General features: G+C 65.7%; 8 protein-coding genes. All 8 read left to right on the top strand.

Features of this window, described 5'->3' with window-relative positions:
- The 8 genes from WC392_01730 (at window position 1) to WC392_01695 (ending at window position 16,753) form a co-directional block, all read left to right on the top strand.
- Window positions 1-1,176 (top strand): hypothetical protein, encoded by a 1,176-nt coding sequence (locus WC392_01730; GenBank protein MFA5241073.1) that lies wholly within the window; start codon window positions 1-3, stop codon window positions 1,174-1,176.
- Complete coding sequence (locus WC392_01725; protein ID MFA5241072.1) at window positions 1,173-3,911, top strand: putative baseplate assembly protein; 2,739 nt, start codon at window positions 1,173-1,175, stop codon at window positions 3,909-3,911. The genes WC392_01730 and WC392_01725 overlap by 4 nt, the downstream gene beginning before the upstream one ends.
- Window positions 3,908-5,401, top strand: a complete 1,494-nt coding sequence (locus WC392_01720; protein ID MFA5241071.1) for a phage tail protein — start codon at window positions 3,908-3,910, stop codon at window positions 5,399-5,401. Before WC392_01725 ends, WC392_01720 begins: the two co-directional genes overlap by 4 nt.
- A gap of 264 nt (window positions 5,402-5,665) precedes the next feature.
- Window positions 5,666-10,036: a DUF6519 domain-containing protein gene (locus WC392_01715; protein ID MFA5241070.1), complete on the top strand. Its 4,371-nt coding sequence runs from the start codon at window positions 5,666-5,668 to the stop codon at window positions 10,034-10,036.
- Window positions 10,037-10,070: 34 nt separating this feature from the next.
- The gene (locus WC392_01710; protein MFA5241069.1) at window positions 10,071-11,330 is read left to right on the top strand and encodes a DUF4157 domain-containing protein; all 1,260 of its coding nucleotides are present in this window, start codon (window positions 10,071-10,073) and stop codon (window positions 11,328-11,330) included.
- Window positions 11,331-11,512: 182 nt separating this feature from the next.
- Window positions 11,513-13,783, top strand: coding sequence for a DUF4157 domain-containing protein (locus WC392_01705; protein ID MFA5241068.1), 2,271 nt, complete (start codon window positions 11,513-11,515; stop codon window positions 13,781-13,783).
- Window positions 13,784-13,841: 58 nt separating this feature from the next.
- Complete coding sequence (locus tag WC392_01700; protein MFA5241067.1) at window positions 13,842-16,340, top strand: DUF4157 domain-containing protein; 2,499 nt, start codon at window positions 13,842-13,844, stop codon at window positions 16,338-16,340.
- The gene (locus WC392_01695; protein MFA5241066.1) at window positions 16,337-16,753 is read left to right on the top strand and encodes a hypothetical protein; all 417 of its coding nucleotides are present in this window, start codon (window positions 16,337-16,339) and stop codon (window positions 16,751-16,753) included. The genes WC392_01700 and WC392_01695 overlap by 4 nt, the downstream gene beginning before the upstream one ends.
- Window positions 16,754-16,825 lie beyond the last annotated feature (72 nt).

Below are 16,825 nucleotides of genomic sequence, written 5' to 3'. Positions count from 1 at the left end.
ATGGCCGAGACTCCAGTTCCGCTATTGAATTTCGCGGGCGTCTGCCCCGATTGCGGGGAGCGCAAGGTATCCCTGCCGCTGCCTTTGCCCAGGGTGGGCGATGACTTCGACTGGTCTGTGCGCGATTACGACGGCTTCCGCCTGTTCATGCTGGAAGAGCTGGCGGCGCGTTTCCCCGAGCGCACGCGCTGGACGCCGGCGGACATGGAAGTGGTGCTGGTCGAGCAGCTGGCGGCAATGCTCGACCAGCTCTCCGACATGCTCGACCGCGTTGCCGGCGAGGGCTATCTGGCGACAGCCCGCCGCCCCGAATCGGTGCGGCGCCTGTTGTCGATGATCGCCTACGATGCCATCCGCCTGGCCCAGGCCCATGGCGAGATCGACCCCGGCGAAGCCGACCCGGTCGAACAGAGAAAACTGCTGGAGGCCTACTGGTTCAGCAATCCGGCAGCGATGGAGCAGGCCCGCCGCGCCGGTCCGCGCGAGATATTCACCCAGCGCCGCATGGTGACGCTGGAGGATTACGCCCATCGCCTGGAAGATCATCCGCTGGTGCTGCGGGCCGCGGCCTCGCAGCAGTGGGGAGGATCGTGGTTTGTGGTGCGCGTGGCGCTGATCAACTGGCGCAATACCCCGCTCGATGTCACGCCGCCCGGGCTGCCCGGCAAGCTGAAAAGCGAAGTCGAAATCTTTCACGCCGAGCGCGGCCTGTGCGTGCCGGACTGGGATGCCAATCCGAGCTTCCGCTCCATCCTGCGCCCCTTCCTGGATGCCTATCGCATGGTGGGGCAGGAGGTGCTGTTGCTGGACGCGATCCCGGTGGGGATCAGTCTCTCTGTCTCGCTGCGCGTCAAGCCGGAGTTTTTCCAGTCCGAGGTGCGCGAGAGCGCCCGCCAGGCGCTGGGCATGGAACCGGGCGGCTTCTTCGAGCCCGGCAGGCTGCGCTTTGGCGAGGATCTGCATGCCAGCGATCTGGTGCAGGCGCTGATGGCCCTGGATGGCGTGGCCCATGTGTGCGTCAACCGCTTCAAGCGCATCGGCAGCCAGTTCGCCGATCAGACCGAGACCGGCCATGTCGAACTCAAGGGCCTGAAGATCGCCGTGTGCGACAACGACCCCGCCCGCCCCGAACGCGGTTATTACCGGCTGGTCATGCATGGAGGACGCCTGGGATGAGCTACGACCTGACCCGCTGGAACCGCGCCGGCCTGAAGAAATTCCGCTACGTGGACGGCAACGCGGCGACTTATCTCGAGGATCTGCGCCAGGAGCTGCTGGCGCGCTTCCCCGCCTGGAGCGCGCTGGATACCGGCATCCCGGCCAGCGAGACCACGGCGCAGCGCAATGCCCGCCTGGAGGCGCAATATGGCGCGCTGCAACGCGAGTGGGGCTGGGAGATCGGGCGCAGTTTCGCCCGTGCCGCGCATGTGCTGACGGAATACCTCGACGCCTGTGCCAACGAGGGCTACCTCGGCACGGCCACGCAATGGGAAAACGTGCGCCGGCTGGTGGAGATGATCGGCTACCACCCGGCTCCACCGGCCTCGGCCAGCACGCCGCTGGTGCTCCTGGCCAAGCCCGGCCAGGGCGGCACGCTGGCCAGGGGCTTCCAGGTCAGTCACACCCCCAAAACAGGTGCGCCCATCCTGTTCGAGACCCTGGACGATATCGAGGCCGCTGCATCCCTGAATGAACTGCATCCGCATCACTGGGACTGGTCGCCGGCGCCCTTGTCCGGCGCGCAGTGGCAGCTGGGCGGGAAGCAGGAAGTATCGGCCGGCGCGCTGGCATTGCTCCACAATGCGGCGACGGGCACATGCCATGTGGTGAAGGCAGGCGCAGTCAGCGCCAGCGGCCAGCTCACCCTGGCGGCCGTCAATACCGGCGACGACTGGAGTGGCTGGCACAGCGGCGATGCCTGGCTGTGGTTCAATCCGGCCAGCATCCACAAACCCAGCCTCAACGGCAGCGGCGTGATCCGCCTGCCAGAAGGGCATGGGCTGGCAGCCGGCGAGCGCATCGCCTGGCAGCAGGGCGGCTGGCGCTACGACACCGTCGCGGCAGTGGATGGACAGAGCGTGAAACTGGCCGGTACATCGTTGCCTGGCGCGGGCACGGCGCTCTATCGCGTGCAGAAAATCAGTGCCGACAGCACCGCTGTCTTGCGTTTTCCGGCGCAGTATCTCGACATCAGCACGACGGCGAGCGGCGCTTCCAGCCCGCCTTCCAGCGCGCTCATCAGCACCCACAGTTCCTCTGAATACGGATTCACCAGCAGCTACAAGCAGATCGAGGCCACGGCTGGCATTGGTGCACTCTACATGGTGCCGCAGGGCGCGGCGGCGGCTGCCAGCGTCGCGGCGGCGCTGCCGGCAGGCGATTTCGTGTTTCCCGGCAGCCCGGGCGATCTTGCCGGCGGCGACCGGGTGATCGGCGAAACCGCTCCCGGCCAGTACAGCGTGCTGGTGGTGAAGGAAGTCCTCAGGCGCGAGGCCGATTTCACCCTCCGCTTCGTGACTGCCCCCGTTACGCTGCTGCGCCTCTATGGCCCGATGCAGGACAGCCTTCGCCCGCAGGATTACAACGTCAATGCCACGGCCCTCGCCTCGCCATTGCTGCTGGAAATGCCCGCCAGCGGCACTTGGCCTGTCCTGCTCAAGGCAGGCCGCCGCGTGGTGCTGGAACAGCTCGACGGCAGCGGTGCCAGCCTCAAGGGCTGGGCGGCGAAACTGAGCGCCGTGGACCCCGCCAGCGGCGCCATCACGCTCGACGGCATGCCTCCTGGCGCTGACGGCTACACCCTGGGCAATACCGTGGTGCGCGCCAACGTGGCGATGGCCGGGCACGGCGAGGGCAAGCCGGCAAAAATCCTGGGCAGCGGGGATGCCACCCGCAGCTTCCAGGATTTCACGCTGGCCGAGAAGGATGTCGCCTTCATTGCCGACAGCGCCATGGCGGCAGGCGTGGCGGCCGCCATCGAAGTAAAGGTTGGCGAGCAGGCCTGGCAGCAAGTCTCCGCCCTGGACGATTCGGAGCCCACGGATGCGCATTACACCGCCCGTCTCAGCGAGCAAGGCCATGTCCAGATCGCCTTTGGCGACGGACAGCATGGCCGCCGTCTGCCCACCGGCTCCAGCAACATCCGGGTGAGCTACCGCAGCGGCGCCGGGCTGGGCGGCAACCTTGCCGCCGGCAGCCTGGAAAAACCGGTCAAGCCGCATGTGCTGATCGACAAGGTGCGCCAGCCAGTCGCGGCCAGCGGCGGCAATGACCGCGAGCCGGTCGCTTCGCTGCGCAGCAATGCCCCGGCAGCGCTGTTTACGCTGGAGCGGGCCGTTTCGGTGGAGGATTACGGACGCCTGGCCGAGCGCAACAGCAGCGTGTGGCAGGCCCGCGCCCTGCGCCTGCCCAACCAGGGCGCGCAACAGGAGCGCATCCGCGTCGTGGTGGTGCCCGCCGGTGGCGGCGCGCTGGGCGAGCTGGCCACCACGCTGCGGGATTTTCTCGAAGCCCACGATCTGCCGGGCACGCGGGTCGAGGTGGTCAACCATGTGGCGGTGCCGTTCGATCTCGACATCTCCGTTCAGGTGGACAGCAGCCAGTATGTGCCCGAGGAGGTGCAGGCTGATGTTCAGGCCGCGCTCCTTGCTGCTTTTGCCCTCAAGCAGAGACGGCTGGGACAGCCGCTCTACCCCAGCGAGGTGATCGCGGTGGTGGAGGCGGTGGAAGGCGTGCTCAATTCCCAATGCCTGATCGGCGGCTCGGCCTTCGCCGCCATCACCCCGCAGCCGCGCGTGCTCAAAAGCGCTGGCGGCCAGATCCGGCTCGTTCAGCCCGCGCCTGAACAGGTGCTGATCCTGGACGCGGCCCTTTCGAGCGTGACGGTACAGACCAGGGAGTTCGTATTATGACCACCACAGTGCACGGCTCCCGCCTCTATCAGTCCCTGCCGGCGATCTACCGCGAGCGCGACAACGGCGATCTGGAAAATTACCTGGACGCGTTTGGCGGCCTGCTCGATGCCATCCAGCACACCCTGGAGCAATTGCACGCCGACAGCTTCCCTGATACGCCGCCCGAGGGCCTGGCCTGCCAGGACTGGGTGCTGCCGTATTTTGCCCGGCTGCTGGATGTGCGCCTGGTCTCGCACGAGGCCAAGGGACGCCGCGAGGAAATCGCCCGTGGCGTGGCGTGGCGTCAGGGCAAGGGCACGCCGTGGGTGGTGGAGGAGATTGCCGAAGCGGTGGGCGATGTGGAGGTGGAGATCGCCGAGGGCTGGCAAAGGGTGGCCACCACGGCCCGGCTGAACATGCCCTTGCTGCCGGCGCGCGATTTCGGCGTCAGCCCCGAGCCGGACATGAACATTCCGTCGGAGGCCGCGCGCCACCCCGGCCTGGCTGCGCTGACGCTGGATCTGCGGCATCCTTCGCGGGCGGTTCAACATCCGGCGGCCTGCCTGGGCGGCAGGGACTGGGTGCAGGGCACCCCGCAGGGCATGCCGTGTTTCCCCGGCAGCTACGACGATGCCGCGCGCCGCACGGTGGACTTCCGCACCCCGGACTGGCGCCAGGGGCATCATCACCCGCGCACCCTGCTGCTGTACGCCGAGCCCCAGCCGGGTTTCTTCCCCGGCGACATCACCGAGATCAAGTGGGCAGACCGCGCCAAACCGGAATATCAGGCGCTGGTGGAAATTACCGAGGATGCCGCCAGCTATCGCATCCGCAACAGGAGCAAGCAGGCGATCCGCTTCACCGGCCCGGCCACCCTGTCAGCGCACAAGGATTACCACATCGAGGGCTTTGCCTTTTCCGCCACCGTCAATTGCCAGCATGGCCGCCTGTTTCTCCGCAACGTGGCCGCGCCCAGAGTGGTGGCGCAGTTTTCCGGCTCCGCCGTGGCGGCGCTGAGCGCGCGCGATTGCCTGTTCCGCGATGTCAGCACTGCCACCGGCCTGATGCGGCTGGAGTATTGCACCGTGCTGCGCAAGACCGTGTGCGAGTGGCTCGATGCCAGCGACTGCATTTTTGCCGGCATCGTGCAGAAGGATCATCCGACCCAGGAAAAACCACCCCAGGCCGGCTGCATCCGCTACTCGCGCCTGTCGAAAACGGACATGGGCGCCGTGGCGGTGTTCCGCTGCAGCACCGCCAAGCCGCTGTTTTTCACCAGCCATTACGGCGATCGCCCCTGCGGCGTATTGCACCCGGCCTGCCTGGCGGAGATTCGCCACGGTGCCGAGGACGGCGGCGAGATGGGCGCGTTCCACAGCCGCGGCTACGTGCTGCAGTGGGAGGCGATGGTGAGCAAGTTGCAGGATTTTCTGCCGGTAGGGATCGAGGCGGTGGTGATTCCGGCCACCAGCCTGGCCTGTCCGGCGCCGCTGAAGAAACAGGGCTAGTGTCTGAACCCATTGATTACGCAACATGCGCTGCAAAGGTGTAGGTTGGGTTAGCGGCTTTATCGCGTAACCCAACAAACCCAATCTTCAACACCGATGCTTGGATGATTTGGGTTTGTTGGGTTACGGCGCAAAAAACCGCGCCTAACCCAACCTACATGACTGCAGGAATAGGGCAAGCCGCCTGACGCCGCCGAAAGCGGCGCCGACCGAATGCAATAACACCGGCCACGGAACGTGGCCGGGCAGAGAGAGGAAAAGAGGATGAAAACGCAGATTTCCCGCAACACCTTCAAGCCCGGGCAGCGTTATTCCGGCGTCTATCAGCAACAGGGGCGCATGCTCACCGATGCCGACTGGAACGAGCTGATGGACGTGATGAAAACGCGCGTCGACGAGGCCATTCGCGACGCCATCGGCAGCGGTGCGCCGCGCGACCGGGGGCTCGCGGTGCTGGATAACTTCAGGCTGCAACCGGGCCATCTCTACGTGGACGGCATTCATGCCGAATTGCCCGGTACGGCGGCGCTCGATTTTGCCGCGCAGCCGGATTTCAGCCAGGCGCAGGCGCTGCCCTTGAGCGGTGGCTCGGCGCCGAGCGGCTACGTGCTGTATGCCGATGTGTGGGAGCGCCCGGTGCTCGCGCTCGAAGATGGCGAACTGCTGGACCCCGGCCTGCACGGTGCGGATACCTGCACCCGCACGCGCACCATGCTGCAGGTGAAATGGTGCCCGGCCGGGGTCGATCCTGCCGACCCGGCGGTCAATCCGCCGCACGGCAATGCGCCGCTCACCCTGGCCCTGTGGCGTTCGACCTCCGCCGCCGACCCGTGCGACCCCTGCGCCAGCGAGGTGGCCCTCGATGCGCGCGTGGGCAATTACCTGTTCCGCGTCGAGGTGCACGACTGGCAGGGAAATAACGACGGCAGCGGCGAGCTGACCCTCAAGTGGTCGGGCGAGAATGGCGCCGAGCAGCACAAGACCGGCCAGCTGCCCATGGACTTCGATCAGGGCGGCTGGATCTACGAATTTTTCAACCTTGCCTGCGAACAGAATCCCGGCGTGCATCTGGCCACCGGCTTCAGCGCCAGCCGGGGCCAGCTGCTTGCGCCCTATCCGGCGGCCGCGCCCGCGGGCTGTCCCTGGGTGCGGCGCTGGGACGGCTACTGCGTGCTGGCACGTTCCAGCGGCGGGGCATGGTCGTTCACGGAAGGCAAGGACAAGGGCGTTTCCCTCTCCACCGGGCTGGGAGAGGAGGCCCACGGCCACGTGGCGCTGGGCGCCGGGCTCGAGCTCAACCTGATGTCGATGGCGCTGGCGCTGGAGCTCGGCAGCCGGGCCTTCGTCGCCGGAGATTACTGGCTCGCGGCCGTGCGCGAGGCGGTGCACCAGCCGGGCGATGTCCTGCTCGACGGTGCCGCGCCAGAGGGCATCGTGCATCACTATCTGTGGCTGGCCGGCGTGGATGCCGGCGGCCAGGTGCAGGATTTTGCCAGCGACCAGGCGCGCCGCCGCTTCGAGTTTCCGCCCCTGGCCGATCTGTGGGCCGAAAATGTGGGCTATGAAAACACCGGCTGCAAGGAAACCCCCGCCGAGAACGTGCAGGAGGCGCTGGACTGGCTGTGCCAGCAGCGCGATCTGCGCTTCCACAACAAGCATCTGCACGGCTGGGGCATTGTCTGCGGCCTGCAGGTGGAATGCGGTCCTGACACGCTTCCCGATGCTGGCGAGGACGAAGGCCGCCGCCGCAAGGTGTCGGTGCGCAAGGGTTACGCCATCGATTGCGATGGCCACGACGTGGTCATGGAAGGGCCGGACAGTTTCGATCTTCTCGCCCTGGTCGAGGCGCACGATAGCGCCAGCCCCGCCAAAGCCATCCTGAAAAACGGCGAGGGCAGCGTCGCGCTGACGGTGGCCCGTGGCGCCGATGGCGAGGTCGAATTCAAGGTCGAGAAATACGACCCCAAGAAGGAGAACAACTGGGAGGCCCTGCTCGACGGCACCCTGCTGATGGATTTCTACCAGCACTGCGTCAAGGACCTGGTGGAGGCTTTGCAGGACGAGCTGAGCGCCGACCCCGAGGAGAAGAATGCCCTGGTGGGCCCCACCCTGCGCCGCTGGATCACCTTGCTGAACCTGGCCATCCAGATCTTCAATTACGACAACGGCCGCTATGTGTTCCTTTCGCACAAGGAGCACGAAATCCTCCGGAAATTCTACCTGCGCCTGCAGGAGCTGCTGCGCAGCAAGACCTTCTGCGCCATGTTCGAGGGCGACGTGTTTCCGGATTATCCCTTCCCAGAAACCAGGCTCTCCACCATTTTCGCCAAGGGCTGGCACACCCGCCTGCGCCTCGCGCCGGAAGGCAGGCAGGCCTTCACCTGCGGCGCCGCCAACAACACCATCCATGAATTCAATCTGGAAAAGGAGGAAATGACCCAGATCATCGAAATGCCGGCCGGAGAAGGCGCGCGGGTGGTGGATGTGGCGGTTCACCCCGAGGGCAAGCTGCTGGTCGCCATCGCCAGCCTGGCCAGCGGCGACACCGTGATCGGCATGGCGGATATTGAAGGCGAGGGCAAATACGCCTGGCGGCCGGTGCGCGTATTGTGCGGGTTGAAGATGTCCAGTCTGGCGTTCTCCGCCAAGGGCGACGAGCTGTGGATGATCGGCATGGGCGCTGGCCTGTTTGCCTTCAAGACTGATGCGATCCTGAGCGAAACCGGGCGCCCGGAGCCGAGGTACCAGTTCAACGCCTGCGGCCATGTCAGCATCGACCTCGCCTCGCAGCGCGCCGTCGCCACTGCGAGTTCGGGCACTGCCGTGGGCGGGATTTACAACCGCGTGGTCGGCATGAAGCTGGACGTCGCCGGCAGCAATCTTGCACCGCAGTTTTCCCGGGCCCTGACGCGGCCCGATACCGGCGCGGTCGTTTATGGCAGCGACGATGTGCTGCTGGTCCCCGCCAAGGATTCCGGCGCTGGCGCCATGCTGTGCGTGGTCACCAATCCCTGGGACAACAAGGACGAGAACAAGCACATCCTGGTCTATGACTTTTCCGAGAACGCCCTGGAAAGCATCCCGTTCCACAATCTGCTGGTGGAAAAAACTATCGTGCGCCTGGCCTGGCACATGCCTTCCAGCCGTCTGCTGGCGAGCCTGGAAGACGGCTATCGCCTGCAATTGTTCAACCTCGCCAACGGCCAGACCTCCACCCTGCGCCATCCGCTGCAGATCTCGCCGGTGTCCATCGCCGTCAATGCGCCGAGCGACCGGGTTTATGCGCTCAACGGCCTCAGCAACACCATCAGCGTGATTCCCGGCGATGAGCTTGAAACCAGCCAGGACTTTCTCGACAAGCTGGAAGGGTATCGTGGCGAGGCGCTGGCGGCATTCTGGGGGCTGTCCGGCAGCCTGCTGCAATACCTCAAGGACTGCTTCTGCCACCACCTGCTGATCAAGTGCCCGGAGTGCGAGGACGACGACAGGCTCTACCTCGCCGGTATCGAGGTACGCGAAAACAGGATCTACAAGGTGTGCAATTTCGCCAAGCGCAAATACGTCAAGAGCTTCCCGGCCATGTCCTACTGGCTGTCGCTGGTGCCGGTCGCCCCCTTGCTGAAGAAAGGCGTGGAGGAGCTGTGCTGCCTGGTGTTTCCCGACCTGTTCGACAAGCTCTATCAGAAACATGCCATCGGCAGTTATACCCATGCCTATGCCAAGACCGGCAATCAGGTCGAAAGCAGCGTGCTGCGCAAGGGCATCCAGATGTTCCAGGGCGCCGATTTCAAGACCCTGTGGAGCGCCGAGAAGAAGAACCTCAATGTCTACAAACTGCTGGCCAGGGATTCGATACTGAACCGGGTCGAGGCAAGCGCCATTACCCAGCCGGGCCTGGACCGCACCCAGGTGCTCGAAACCGATGTCGACGATGCGCAGCAGCGCCTGGAGCGCCAGGGCGTGCAGGTGGAGTCGGTGAAAACCTATGACCGCATGCAGGACGCAGGCAAATTTGCCGCCTACCGCCAGGCCCCGGTGCATCTGCCGCCGGACGCCAGAGTCACGCTGTATGAGCAGGACGGCAAGGTCATGTTCTATACCCTGGCCGAGGAAAAGGGCGTCGCCGGCATTTCGCCGGAGGCCATGGCCGAGATCGACAGTTACGAGCGGCGCAAGGCGGCGCTGCGCGATCTTGCGGAGGTCAACGCGGAATACGCCAGGGTGGAGGCGCGCCGGGCCGAGATGGCCAATCTGGGGAGCAGCCGCGAGGAACTGGAGGCGCTGGAAAAGCACAAGGGCCAGATGCAGCAGGAAGTCGGCGCGCTCAAGGTCGAGCTCGCCGGGCTTCAGGCCCAGCGCAGCGAGCTTTCCGGCGCCGTGGCGGGCATGCGCGGCGAGATGGAAACCCTGGTCGTCCGGCAGAAGGAAATACTGACCGAGCTGGTCAGGGCGCAGCCGGTGCGCGCCCTGCCCGAGGTCGATGCCGACACCGCCAAGCGCCTGACCGAGGCGGGCGTCCTGACCTTGGCGGACCTGGCCAGGGCCGACACGGCGACCTTCAACCGTGCCAATATCGATGCTGCCACGGCCAAGCAGCTGGTCAAGGCGGCTGAGCTCAAACTGACCCTGCGCTGAGCGGCCAGGCGTTTTTTGCGCGAGGACTTGCACCATGGCTGACCTGCACTGCACGGCAAACCGCACCCCCGTCACGACCGGGGGCGCGCCAACTGGATACAACCAGCGTTTCCGGGTGCGGAATGCGCTGCGCGGCGTCCAGGCCAAGCTCAGGGTAAGCCAGCCGGGCGATGCGGCCGAGCGCGAGGCCGACACCATCGCCAACGCTATTACGGCCACGCCCGGGGCGATGGTCCAGTTGAAATGCAGCGCCTGCGAGGAAGAGGAAAAGCGCGAAATCCGGAGGAAAGGCAGCAGCCCGGAAAGCGCTGCGCCGGCGGCCGGAGAGGATGTCGTTTCCGTCCTCGGCCCGGGGCAGCCGCTCGATGCGGTAGCGCGGGATTTCTTCGAGCCGAGGTTCGGCATGGCGTTCCGCGCCGTGCGGGTGCACACCGGCGCGGCGGCGGCCGAATCCGCCCGCGCGCTCAACGCCCGCGCCTATACGCTGGGCAAGGATATCGTGTTCGGCGCGGGCGAATACCAGGCGCAGACCGAAGAAGGCAAGCACCTGCTGGCCCACGAGCTCACGCATGTGGTGCAGCAGCAAGGCGGTGACGCCGCCATCATGCGTCAGGCAAGCGCCCCTCCGGGCCCCGAGGCAAGTTTCCCGGCAACCGTATTTACGCCAGGCATCAGTCATGATCACCTGCCAACAGGTAAATGGGCGGATGTGCAAAAGGATTCGAGCGCCTTTACTCCCATGGGTTTTGCCTGTTCCTTTTATTCGCCAGCCAAGGTGCTGTCATTGGCGCGCGATCATGAGATGAGCGATTGGCCTTTGGCACAAAAACACCTGGATCACTTCCTGACTGGTGGAGGAGTGGACCTTCCTGTGGATATCGCCGATATTGTCCGCCGGGATGTGGGCGTGCAGGGCGCCATCGCCGGGGCAATGACATCCTCGCCGCTGTCGGGGTCGCTCAAGATCGAGCAATATCACTATGACGTTGAGGATTTTCAGTATGCGCTGGGCGCGATTGACATCCTGCAATATGAAGTGGATAGCGCGAGTGGCATGGTTCACGTCTGGTTCAAGGACCGTTATGAGTTTCATCCTTCCGGTTATGGCTATTCTGCCCTGCCCGGCGATTTCAAGCGTGACACCAACTGTGTGCATGCTGCCGCGGTCGAAATGAAATCCAGCGGCGCCGCTGATTACTGGATGGTGGGTGATGCGCTGGTGCCGCTCAGCCTGTTTGGCGGGAAGAAAACCTATAGTTTCGGCACCAGCGAACGACAGGAGTCGAGCAGCTAGCTCACGAGTATTAACCCAGCTAGTTCATTAGCCGTTTGGGTATCGGAAAATCAAAGAGTTGTAGGTCGGGTTTTAACCCGACATGTCGGGCTGAAGCCCGACCTACGCCCAAATGGATTATCTGGGTTAACGGCACAACGGGCCGGGAAGACTGATGTTTTTCTTGGCGGGGGGTCTCCATCATGGCTGACGAACACTGCACGAAAATCCGCATTTCTGCGGTGGCTGGCGCCCTCATTGGTTTCGCGCAGCGCCCCCGCGTGCGAGGCGCCCTGCGCGGCGCTCAGGCCAGGCTCGCTGTCAGCCAGCCACACGATCCGCTCGAACGCGAGGCCGACCGGGTGGCCGATGAGGTGGTTCATGGGGTGGCAGGCGCAAATATCCATCCGGCTGGCGCCGAAGTGCAGCGCACGTGCAAGGAGTGCGAGGATGAGTTGCGCGAGAAAAAAATTCAGGCCAGGCCCATTGCCGGGAATATGCCCGCTGTGGCGGATGAGCTTACGGAGGGCATGGCCAGCCTGCAGGGTCGCGGCGTGCCACTGCCGCCCTCGGCGCGCGGCTTTTTTGAGCCCCGTTTCGGCCGTGATTTTTCTGCTGTAAGCATCCACAGCGGTGAACCGGCGGCGCGCCTGGCCCGCTCGGTGGGCGCGCGCGCCTTTACCCTGGGGCGCGATATTGTTTTCGGCGCGGGCGAATACGCTCCCAGCTCCACGGCTGGGCAGCACCTGCTGGCGCACGAGCTCACCCATGTGGTGCAGCAGTCATCGGGCAGCGCCCCATCCACCCTGCAGCGCGACGCGCTTCCGGCGCAACCGGACGAGCGCGTCACGGCCTGTCTGAGTCAGACGGATGACATCCTGCCCGGGCGGGTCGGGTTGCTGATGCATCTCGATCGCTCGATCCAGCTCTTGGACGCGCTGGGGCCGGAATATCAACCCCTGGAACGGCAGATCCGCCAGAGCCCGGAGGCGCGGCGCTTCGTGTGCGAAGCGGGGGTGCCGGGGGTCGTGGCGCTGTGGGACACGCGCAGCGCCCAGGGCGCGCTGGATGTGGCCGCCGCCCGCCAGGCGCTGCGCAGCCAGCCCGGAAGATACGACAGCTTCGTCATGCCGCGGCGGCGCCAGGAACGGCGGCTGGCCGAGGCCGGGCAGGGCGCGCGCGCAGTGGGCGAGTGGGCTGGGGACACTACCCGCAGCCAGAACCTGGCCAGCTCAATACTGATACCCACCCTGCCCGCGCCGCAGCGCGGCAATCTGCAACAGTCCGTCACCCGCCTGCAGGAGGCGCTGCCGCACATGGAGACCGCCGCCACGCGCAGCAGCGGCTTGTCCGGCAATCTCAACGCGCTGGACAATCATCTCAGCGCCGCGCGCCGCGAAATCAACGGCGAGTACGGGGTGATGCGGGCGCGCATTGCCCTGCGCCAGGCCGATACCGAGATGGGAACGATCATGACGGGCCTGCGCGACACGCAGGCCCGCGCCAATATCGACGCGCTGGCCAATGAAGGCGACCGGGTGCAGCGCGATTTGACCGCGCTGATCGCGCTTGGCGAGGGCATCAGCCAGGAGGCTATCGATACCGTGCGCGAACAGGCCCGCCGCCTGCGCACCCATGTGCGCGATAGCGCGAGGGAATTGGGGCTGTGGCCGGGTTCAGCGCGCAAGGTGATGTTCCTGCTGCGTTACCTGATTGCATTCAGCAGCCAGGGCTTTGCCAATGCGCCCGGCGCCGCCGACATCGGGCTGCACCGGGCCCAGCTCGACTTGATCGGCGAGGACCTGGAACGCCTGTTCGGTAGCGGCCCGATGGATCGCGGGCTGGAATTCATCGCCGCTGCCGCCCGGCGCATCAAGGCGCAGCTGGATGTGCGTGGCGGCATGGATCAGGCCCTGGGGCGAGCTACCGCCCTGGTGCCGTCCCAGACGGACACACAGGCTTATTTCACGAGCCTGAGAGAGCAGCCCAATGCCGCTGTCCGCCAGACCTATGAACGATTTGCCGGCGCTTTCTTCGAGCATGGCGTCGTCACGCGCATGGGGGACCTCGCCGTGGCCAATATCGACGACATCTTTGCCCGCCCACCCGGAGCCGTTGGCGTGCGCAGCCTGGTGTGCAGCGGTTATGCGCTTCTCGGCGCGCGCCTGCTTGAACTGGCGGGCGGCCGGGTCGAGCGCTTCATCATTGGCGTGCGCGCCAGCGATCAACAGCTCCGGGCCGGCAATACGCTGGACGATGCCCATGCGCTGGCGCAGATAAGGCGCAAAGGGGAGCGGTTCTTCGTTTCCAACGACTCCGTGGTGAACCGGGAGCAGGATGGCATCGGCCCCAATGCCGTGGCCTGGACGCGGCCCGACAACCCGATTTACACCGGTCGCGGCAACACCCTCGCTGCTGCGGTCCGAAGCGCCCAGCAGAGGCTGAGCCAGCGTATCCGGCAGCTGGGGCCGTGAGCGCTGCCTGTACTGGCGCGAACCATGACCAGCTTATGCAAGAGGAGCAGGAGTAATCATGCACACCACGCAATTTGCCAATGCCCGCGCCACGACAGCTGCCGTGGCGGCCAGCCCGGCCTTGTCCCCGCGTTCGCCGGTGCGCCAGGCATTGCGCGGCATTCAGGCCAAGCTCAGCGTCAGCCAGCCGCATGATCCGCTGGAACGCGAGGCCGACCGGGTCGCCGATGAGGTGATGCATGGGGTGGCCGGGTCCGGCATCCATGCAGCAGGGGATGAAGTGCAGCGGATGTGCACCGAGTGCGAGGAAGAGCTGCGCGAGAAAAAATTACAGGCCAAGCGCATGCCCGGAGACCTGCCCGCTGTGACGGATGGCTTCGCGGCGGACATGGCCGGGCTGCAGGGGCGTGGCATGCCACTGCCTCCCTCGGCGCGCGGTTTTTTTGAACCCCGCTTCGGCCACGATTTCTCGGCTGTGAGCATCCATAGCGGCGAACCGGCGGCGCGACTGGCCCGTTCGGTGGGCGCGCGCGCCTTTACCCTGGGCAGCGATATCGTGTTCGGCGCGGGCGAATACCAGACGCAGACCGAAGAAGGCAGGCACCTGCTGGCGCACGAACTCACCCATGTGGTGCAGCAGGCCGGCCCGGGTGTCACGCCACAGGTGCAGCGCCAGTGCGACCCGACAGTGCTCGCCGGGCGCGCCGTGCCGGTGTTTTTTCCACAGCAGCTCACCATTATGCAGGTGTTCAATGGAACCTACTCCTTGCGCCGCTGGAGCGACTGCCCGGCGGCCATCGGGCTGATCCAGCAGGCACTGGCCGATCTCGGCTACGATCTCGGCAGCTACGGCCCGAATAGCGACGGTGTCGACAAGATATTCGGGCCGGTGACGGAACAGGCGGTGATCGATTTCCAGACCGCGGAGTCGATTGCCGTGCCTGAGCCCGGGGTGGTCGAGCAGGCCACCCTGCGCTGCCTCGACGAGGTGCGCTCGCATCTGACGGTGCCAGTGCGGCTGGCGGGAAGCGTGCCGGAAGAGCAGTACCAGGTCGGCGGGGAGGTCACTGGCGGGCGCGACGAGGACATCTTTTTTGCCCGCGGCTCGTCCTCGCTCGACGCGACCGATACGGCCAAGGTCCAGCGCCTGACCGGCAGCCATCGCGGCTGCACCCTGACCCTGCGCGGCTTCATCAGCGAGGATGAGCGCATCGACTTCGGCGACCTCTTGGCGACTGCGCGCATCAATGCCGTGGATGCCGCTTTCGCCGCCGCCGGGCATGGCAACCCCGGCGTATGCACGCCGCCCGCGGCTGTGCTGCGCATTCCGGACCCGCAGCCCGGCGCCAGCGGCCGGGTGCTGATCTACCAGACCCGGCGCAAGGTCGAGGTCGTGCCACCGGGCGCCGCCCCCACCACGCAGGTATGCTGTTCGCCCACCGTCACCACCAATTGCGTGCAGGCGAACCCGCCCCTGACGCCGGCGGAAACGACCCAGCTCAACGCTGCCATCACAGACGGCCTGGGTCTGATGGACACGGCCATCGCCAAGCTGGTACCGGGCGACGCCGACGGCGATAGCGCCCTGACCACGTTTTTCGGCACGCCTGCCCGGCGTGACCAGGTGCGCGGCAAGCTGCGCACCTGGCGGCGCCACATCGATGGCGTGGTGCGCGTGCGCCGCCAGCGCGGCACGGATTGCGATGGGGGCTGCTCCAATACCATCGCCTACAACAATGGCGTGGGCGCGACTTCGAACAAGACCTTCTGCGACCTGTTCTTCGATCCGGCCATTGACGAATACGCGGGGCTGACCCCGGCGCAGAACCGGGCCCTGATCCTGGTCCACGAATCCGGCCACGGCTCGCTCGATACGGTGGACTATGCCTATGACGCCAACCGGCTGATTTCCTTCATCGGCCCATCGAGCCTGGCGCTGGAAAACACCGACAGCTTCGTGTTCCTGATCCGCTGCCTGGCGGGCTTGCCGGATAGTTGCGCGCCGCCAGTGCGCGGCGACACCGCGCCGGGGATGAGCGATGCGGAGCGAACCCGGGCGCAGGAAGGCCTGGCCTGGCTGGAGTCCTGGCTGATCTGGGCGGAGCAGGATGCCAGCAATGCCTACGACACCATGGACACCTCGCGCAGCAGCGGAGGCTGGACCAATTCCTATTACGAGCAGGTGTTCTACCTGCTGGCCGGGGCCTTCGACATCCGCCGCCCGCGCCGCGCCCTGCCGACCATGCGCGAGCAGACCACGGTGGCCGCCATCTGGAACCGCCTGGCAATCATGGAGGCCGCCGCCGGGCGCGATCTCCAGATCCGCAAGGATATCGCGCCGGTGCCCTGGCAGCGCTGGGTGCCGGGTGCTCGTGGCCCCAGCCAGGCGCTGTTCCTGACCGACCAGTACCTGTCCCTGGCGACGCCGCGCGCCCGTGTCGAGATGCTGCTGCCCATGATCATCGAGGCGACGCCAGCGATCGATGCCGCCCTGCGCCTTGCCTACGCCACATTCATCCGCAACACCGTGCGCGACAACTGGAGCAACCAGCCATGAAACGCGACCCCCCCCCGCTGGGCGGGCCGTGCCTGCCGCTGCCGCAGGTGAAGGGCATCGTCGTCAGCCGCGATGGCCGGTTGAGCTGGGAGGTGGCGACGCATGTGGTAACGGAACTGGATCTGGATGGGTGCAGCTCGCCCGTGATGTTGGTGCCATGTAATGAACCCGGCCTCCATCCCGACACCATGCGCTGGGATATTTATGTCCTGCGCGGAGAGTGCGCCCACCCGGTTGGAACGATCGATGGCCTGAACGACCCATTTGAATTGCCAGGCTGGTCTTGTGGGTTGAGAAATATCGGCACCATGCAGCCGAGCCTGCTGGCTGCCGGCCAAAACCATGGACAGGTCATGACACGTTACGCTTTTGATGGAAAAGGATATCGCGCTGGCAGGCGCGAGCGCAGGTAAGAGGCCAAACAATTTCCGGCTGTGGCGCGTTATCCATGAAGTTTGCGGTCACTCTCTCAAATATCCACACGA

Origin of the sequence: Sulfuricella sp. (assembly GCA_041651995.1) — a bacterium.
GTDB lineage: Bacteria > Pseudomonadota > Gammaproteobacteria > Burkholderiales > Sulfuricellaceae > Sulfurimicrobium.
The sequence above is the reverse complement of the archived record's forward strand: the minus strand, read 5'-3'. Positions and strand labels throughout refer to the sequence as shown.

Coding starts and splice junctions, on each gene's coding strand:
- WC392_01730 (MFA5241073.1), top strand. CDS start 1: ATGGCCGAGACTCCAGTTCCGCTATTGAATTTCGCGGGCGTCTGCCCC.
- WC392_01725 (MFA5241072.1), top strand. CDS start 1,173: ATGAGCTACGACCTGACCCGCTGGAACCGCGCCGGCCTGAAGAAATTC.
- WC392_01720 (MFA5241071.1), top strand. CDS start 3,908: ATGACCACCACAGTGCACGGCTCCCGCCTCTATCAGTCCCTGCCGGCG.
- WC392_01715 (MFA5241070.1), top strand. CDS start 5,666: ATGAAAACGCAGATTTCCCGCAACACCTTCAAGCCCGGGCAGCGTTAT.
- WC392_01710 (MFA5241069.1), top strand. CDS start 10,071: ATGGCTGACCTGCACTGCACGGCAAACCGCACCCCCGTCACGACCGGG.
- WC392_01705 (MFA5241068.1), top strand. CDS start 11,513: ATGGCTGACGAACACTGCACGAAAATCCGCATTTCTGCGGTGGCTGGC.
- WC392_01700 (MFA5241067.1), top strand. CDS start 13,842: ATGCACACCACGCAATTTGCCAATGCCCGCGCCACGACAGCTGCCGTG.
- WC392_01695 (MFA5241066.1), top strand. CDS start 16,337: ATGAAACGCGACCCCCCCCCGCTGGGCGGGCCGTGCCTGCCGCTGCCG.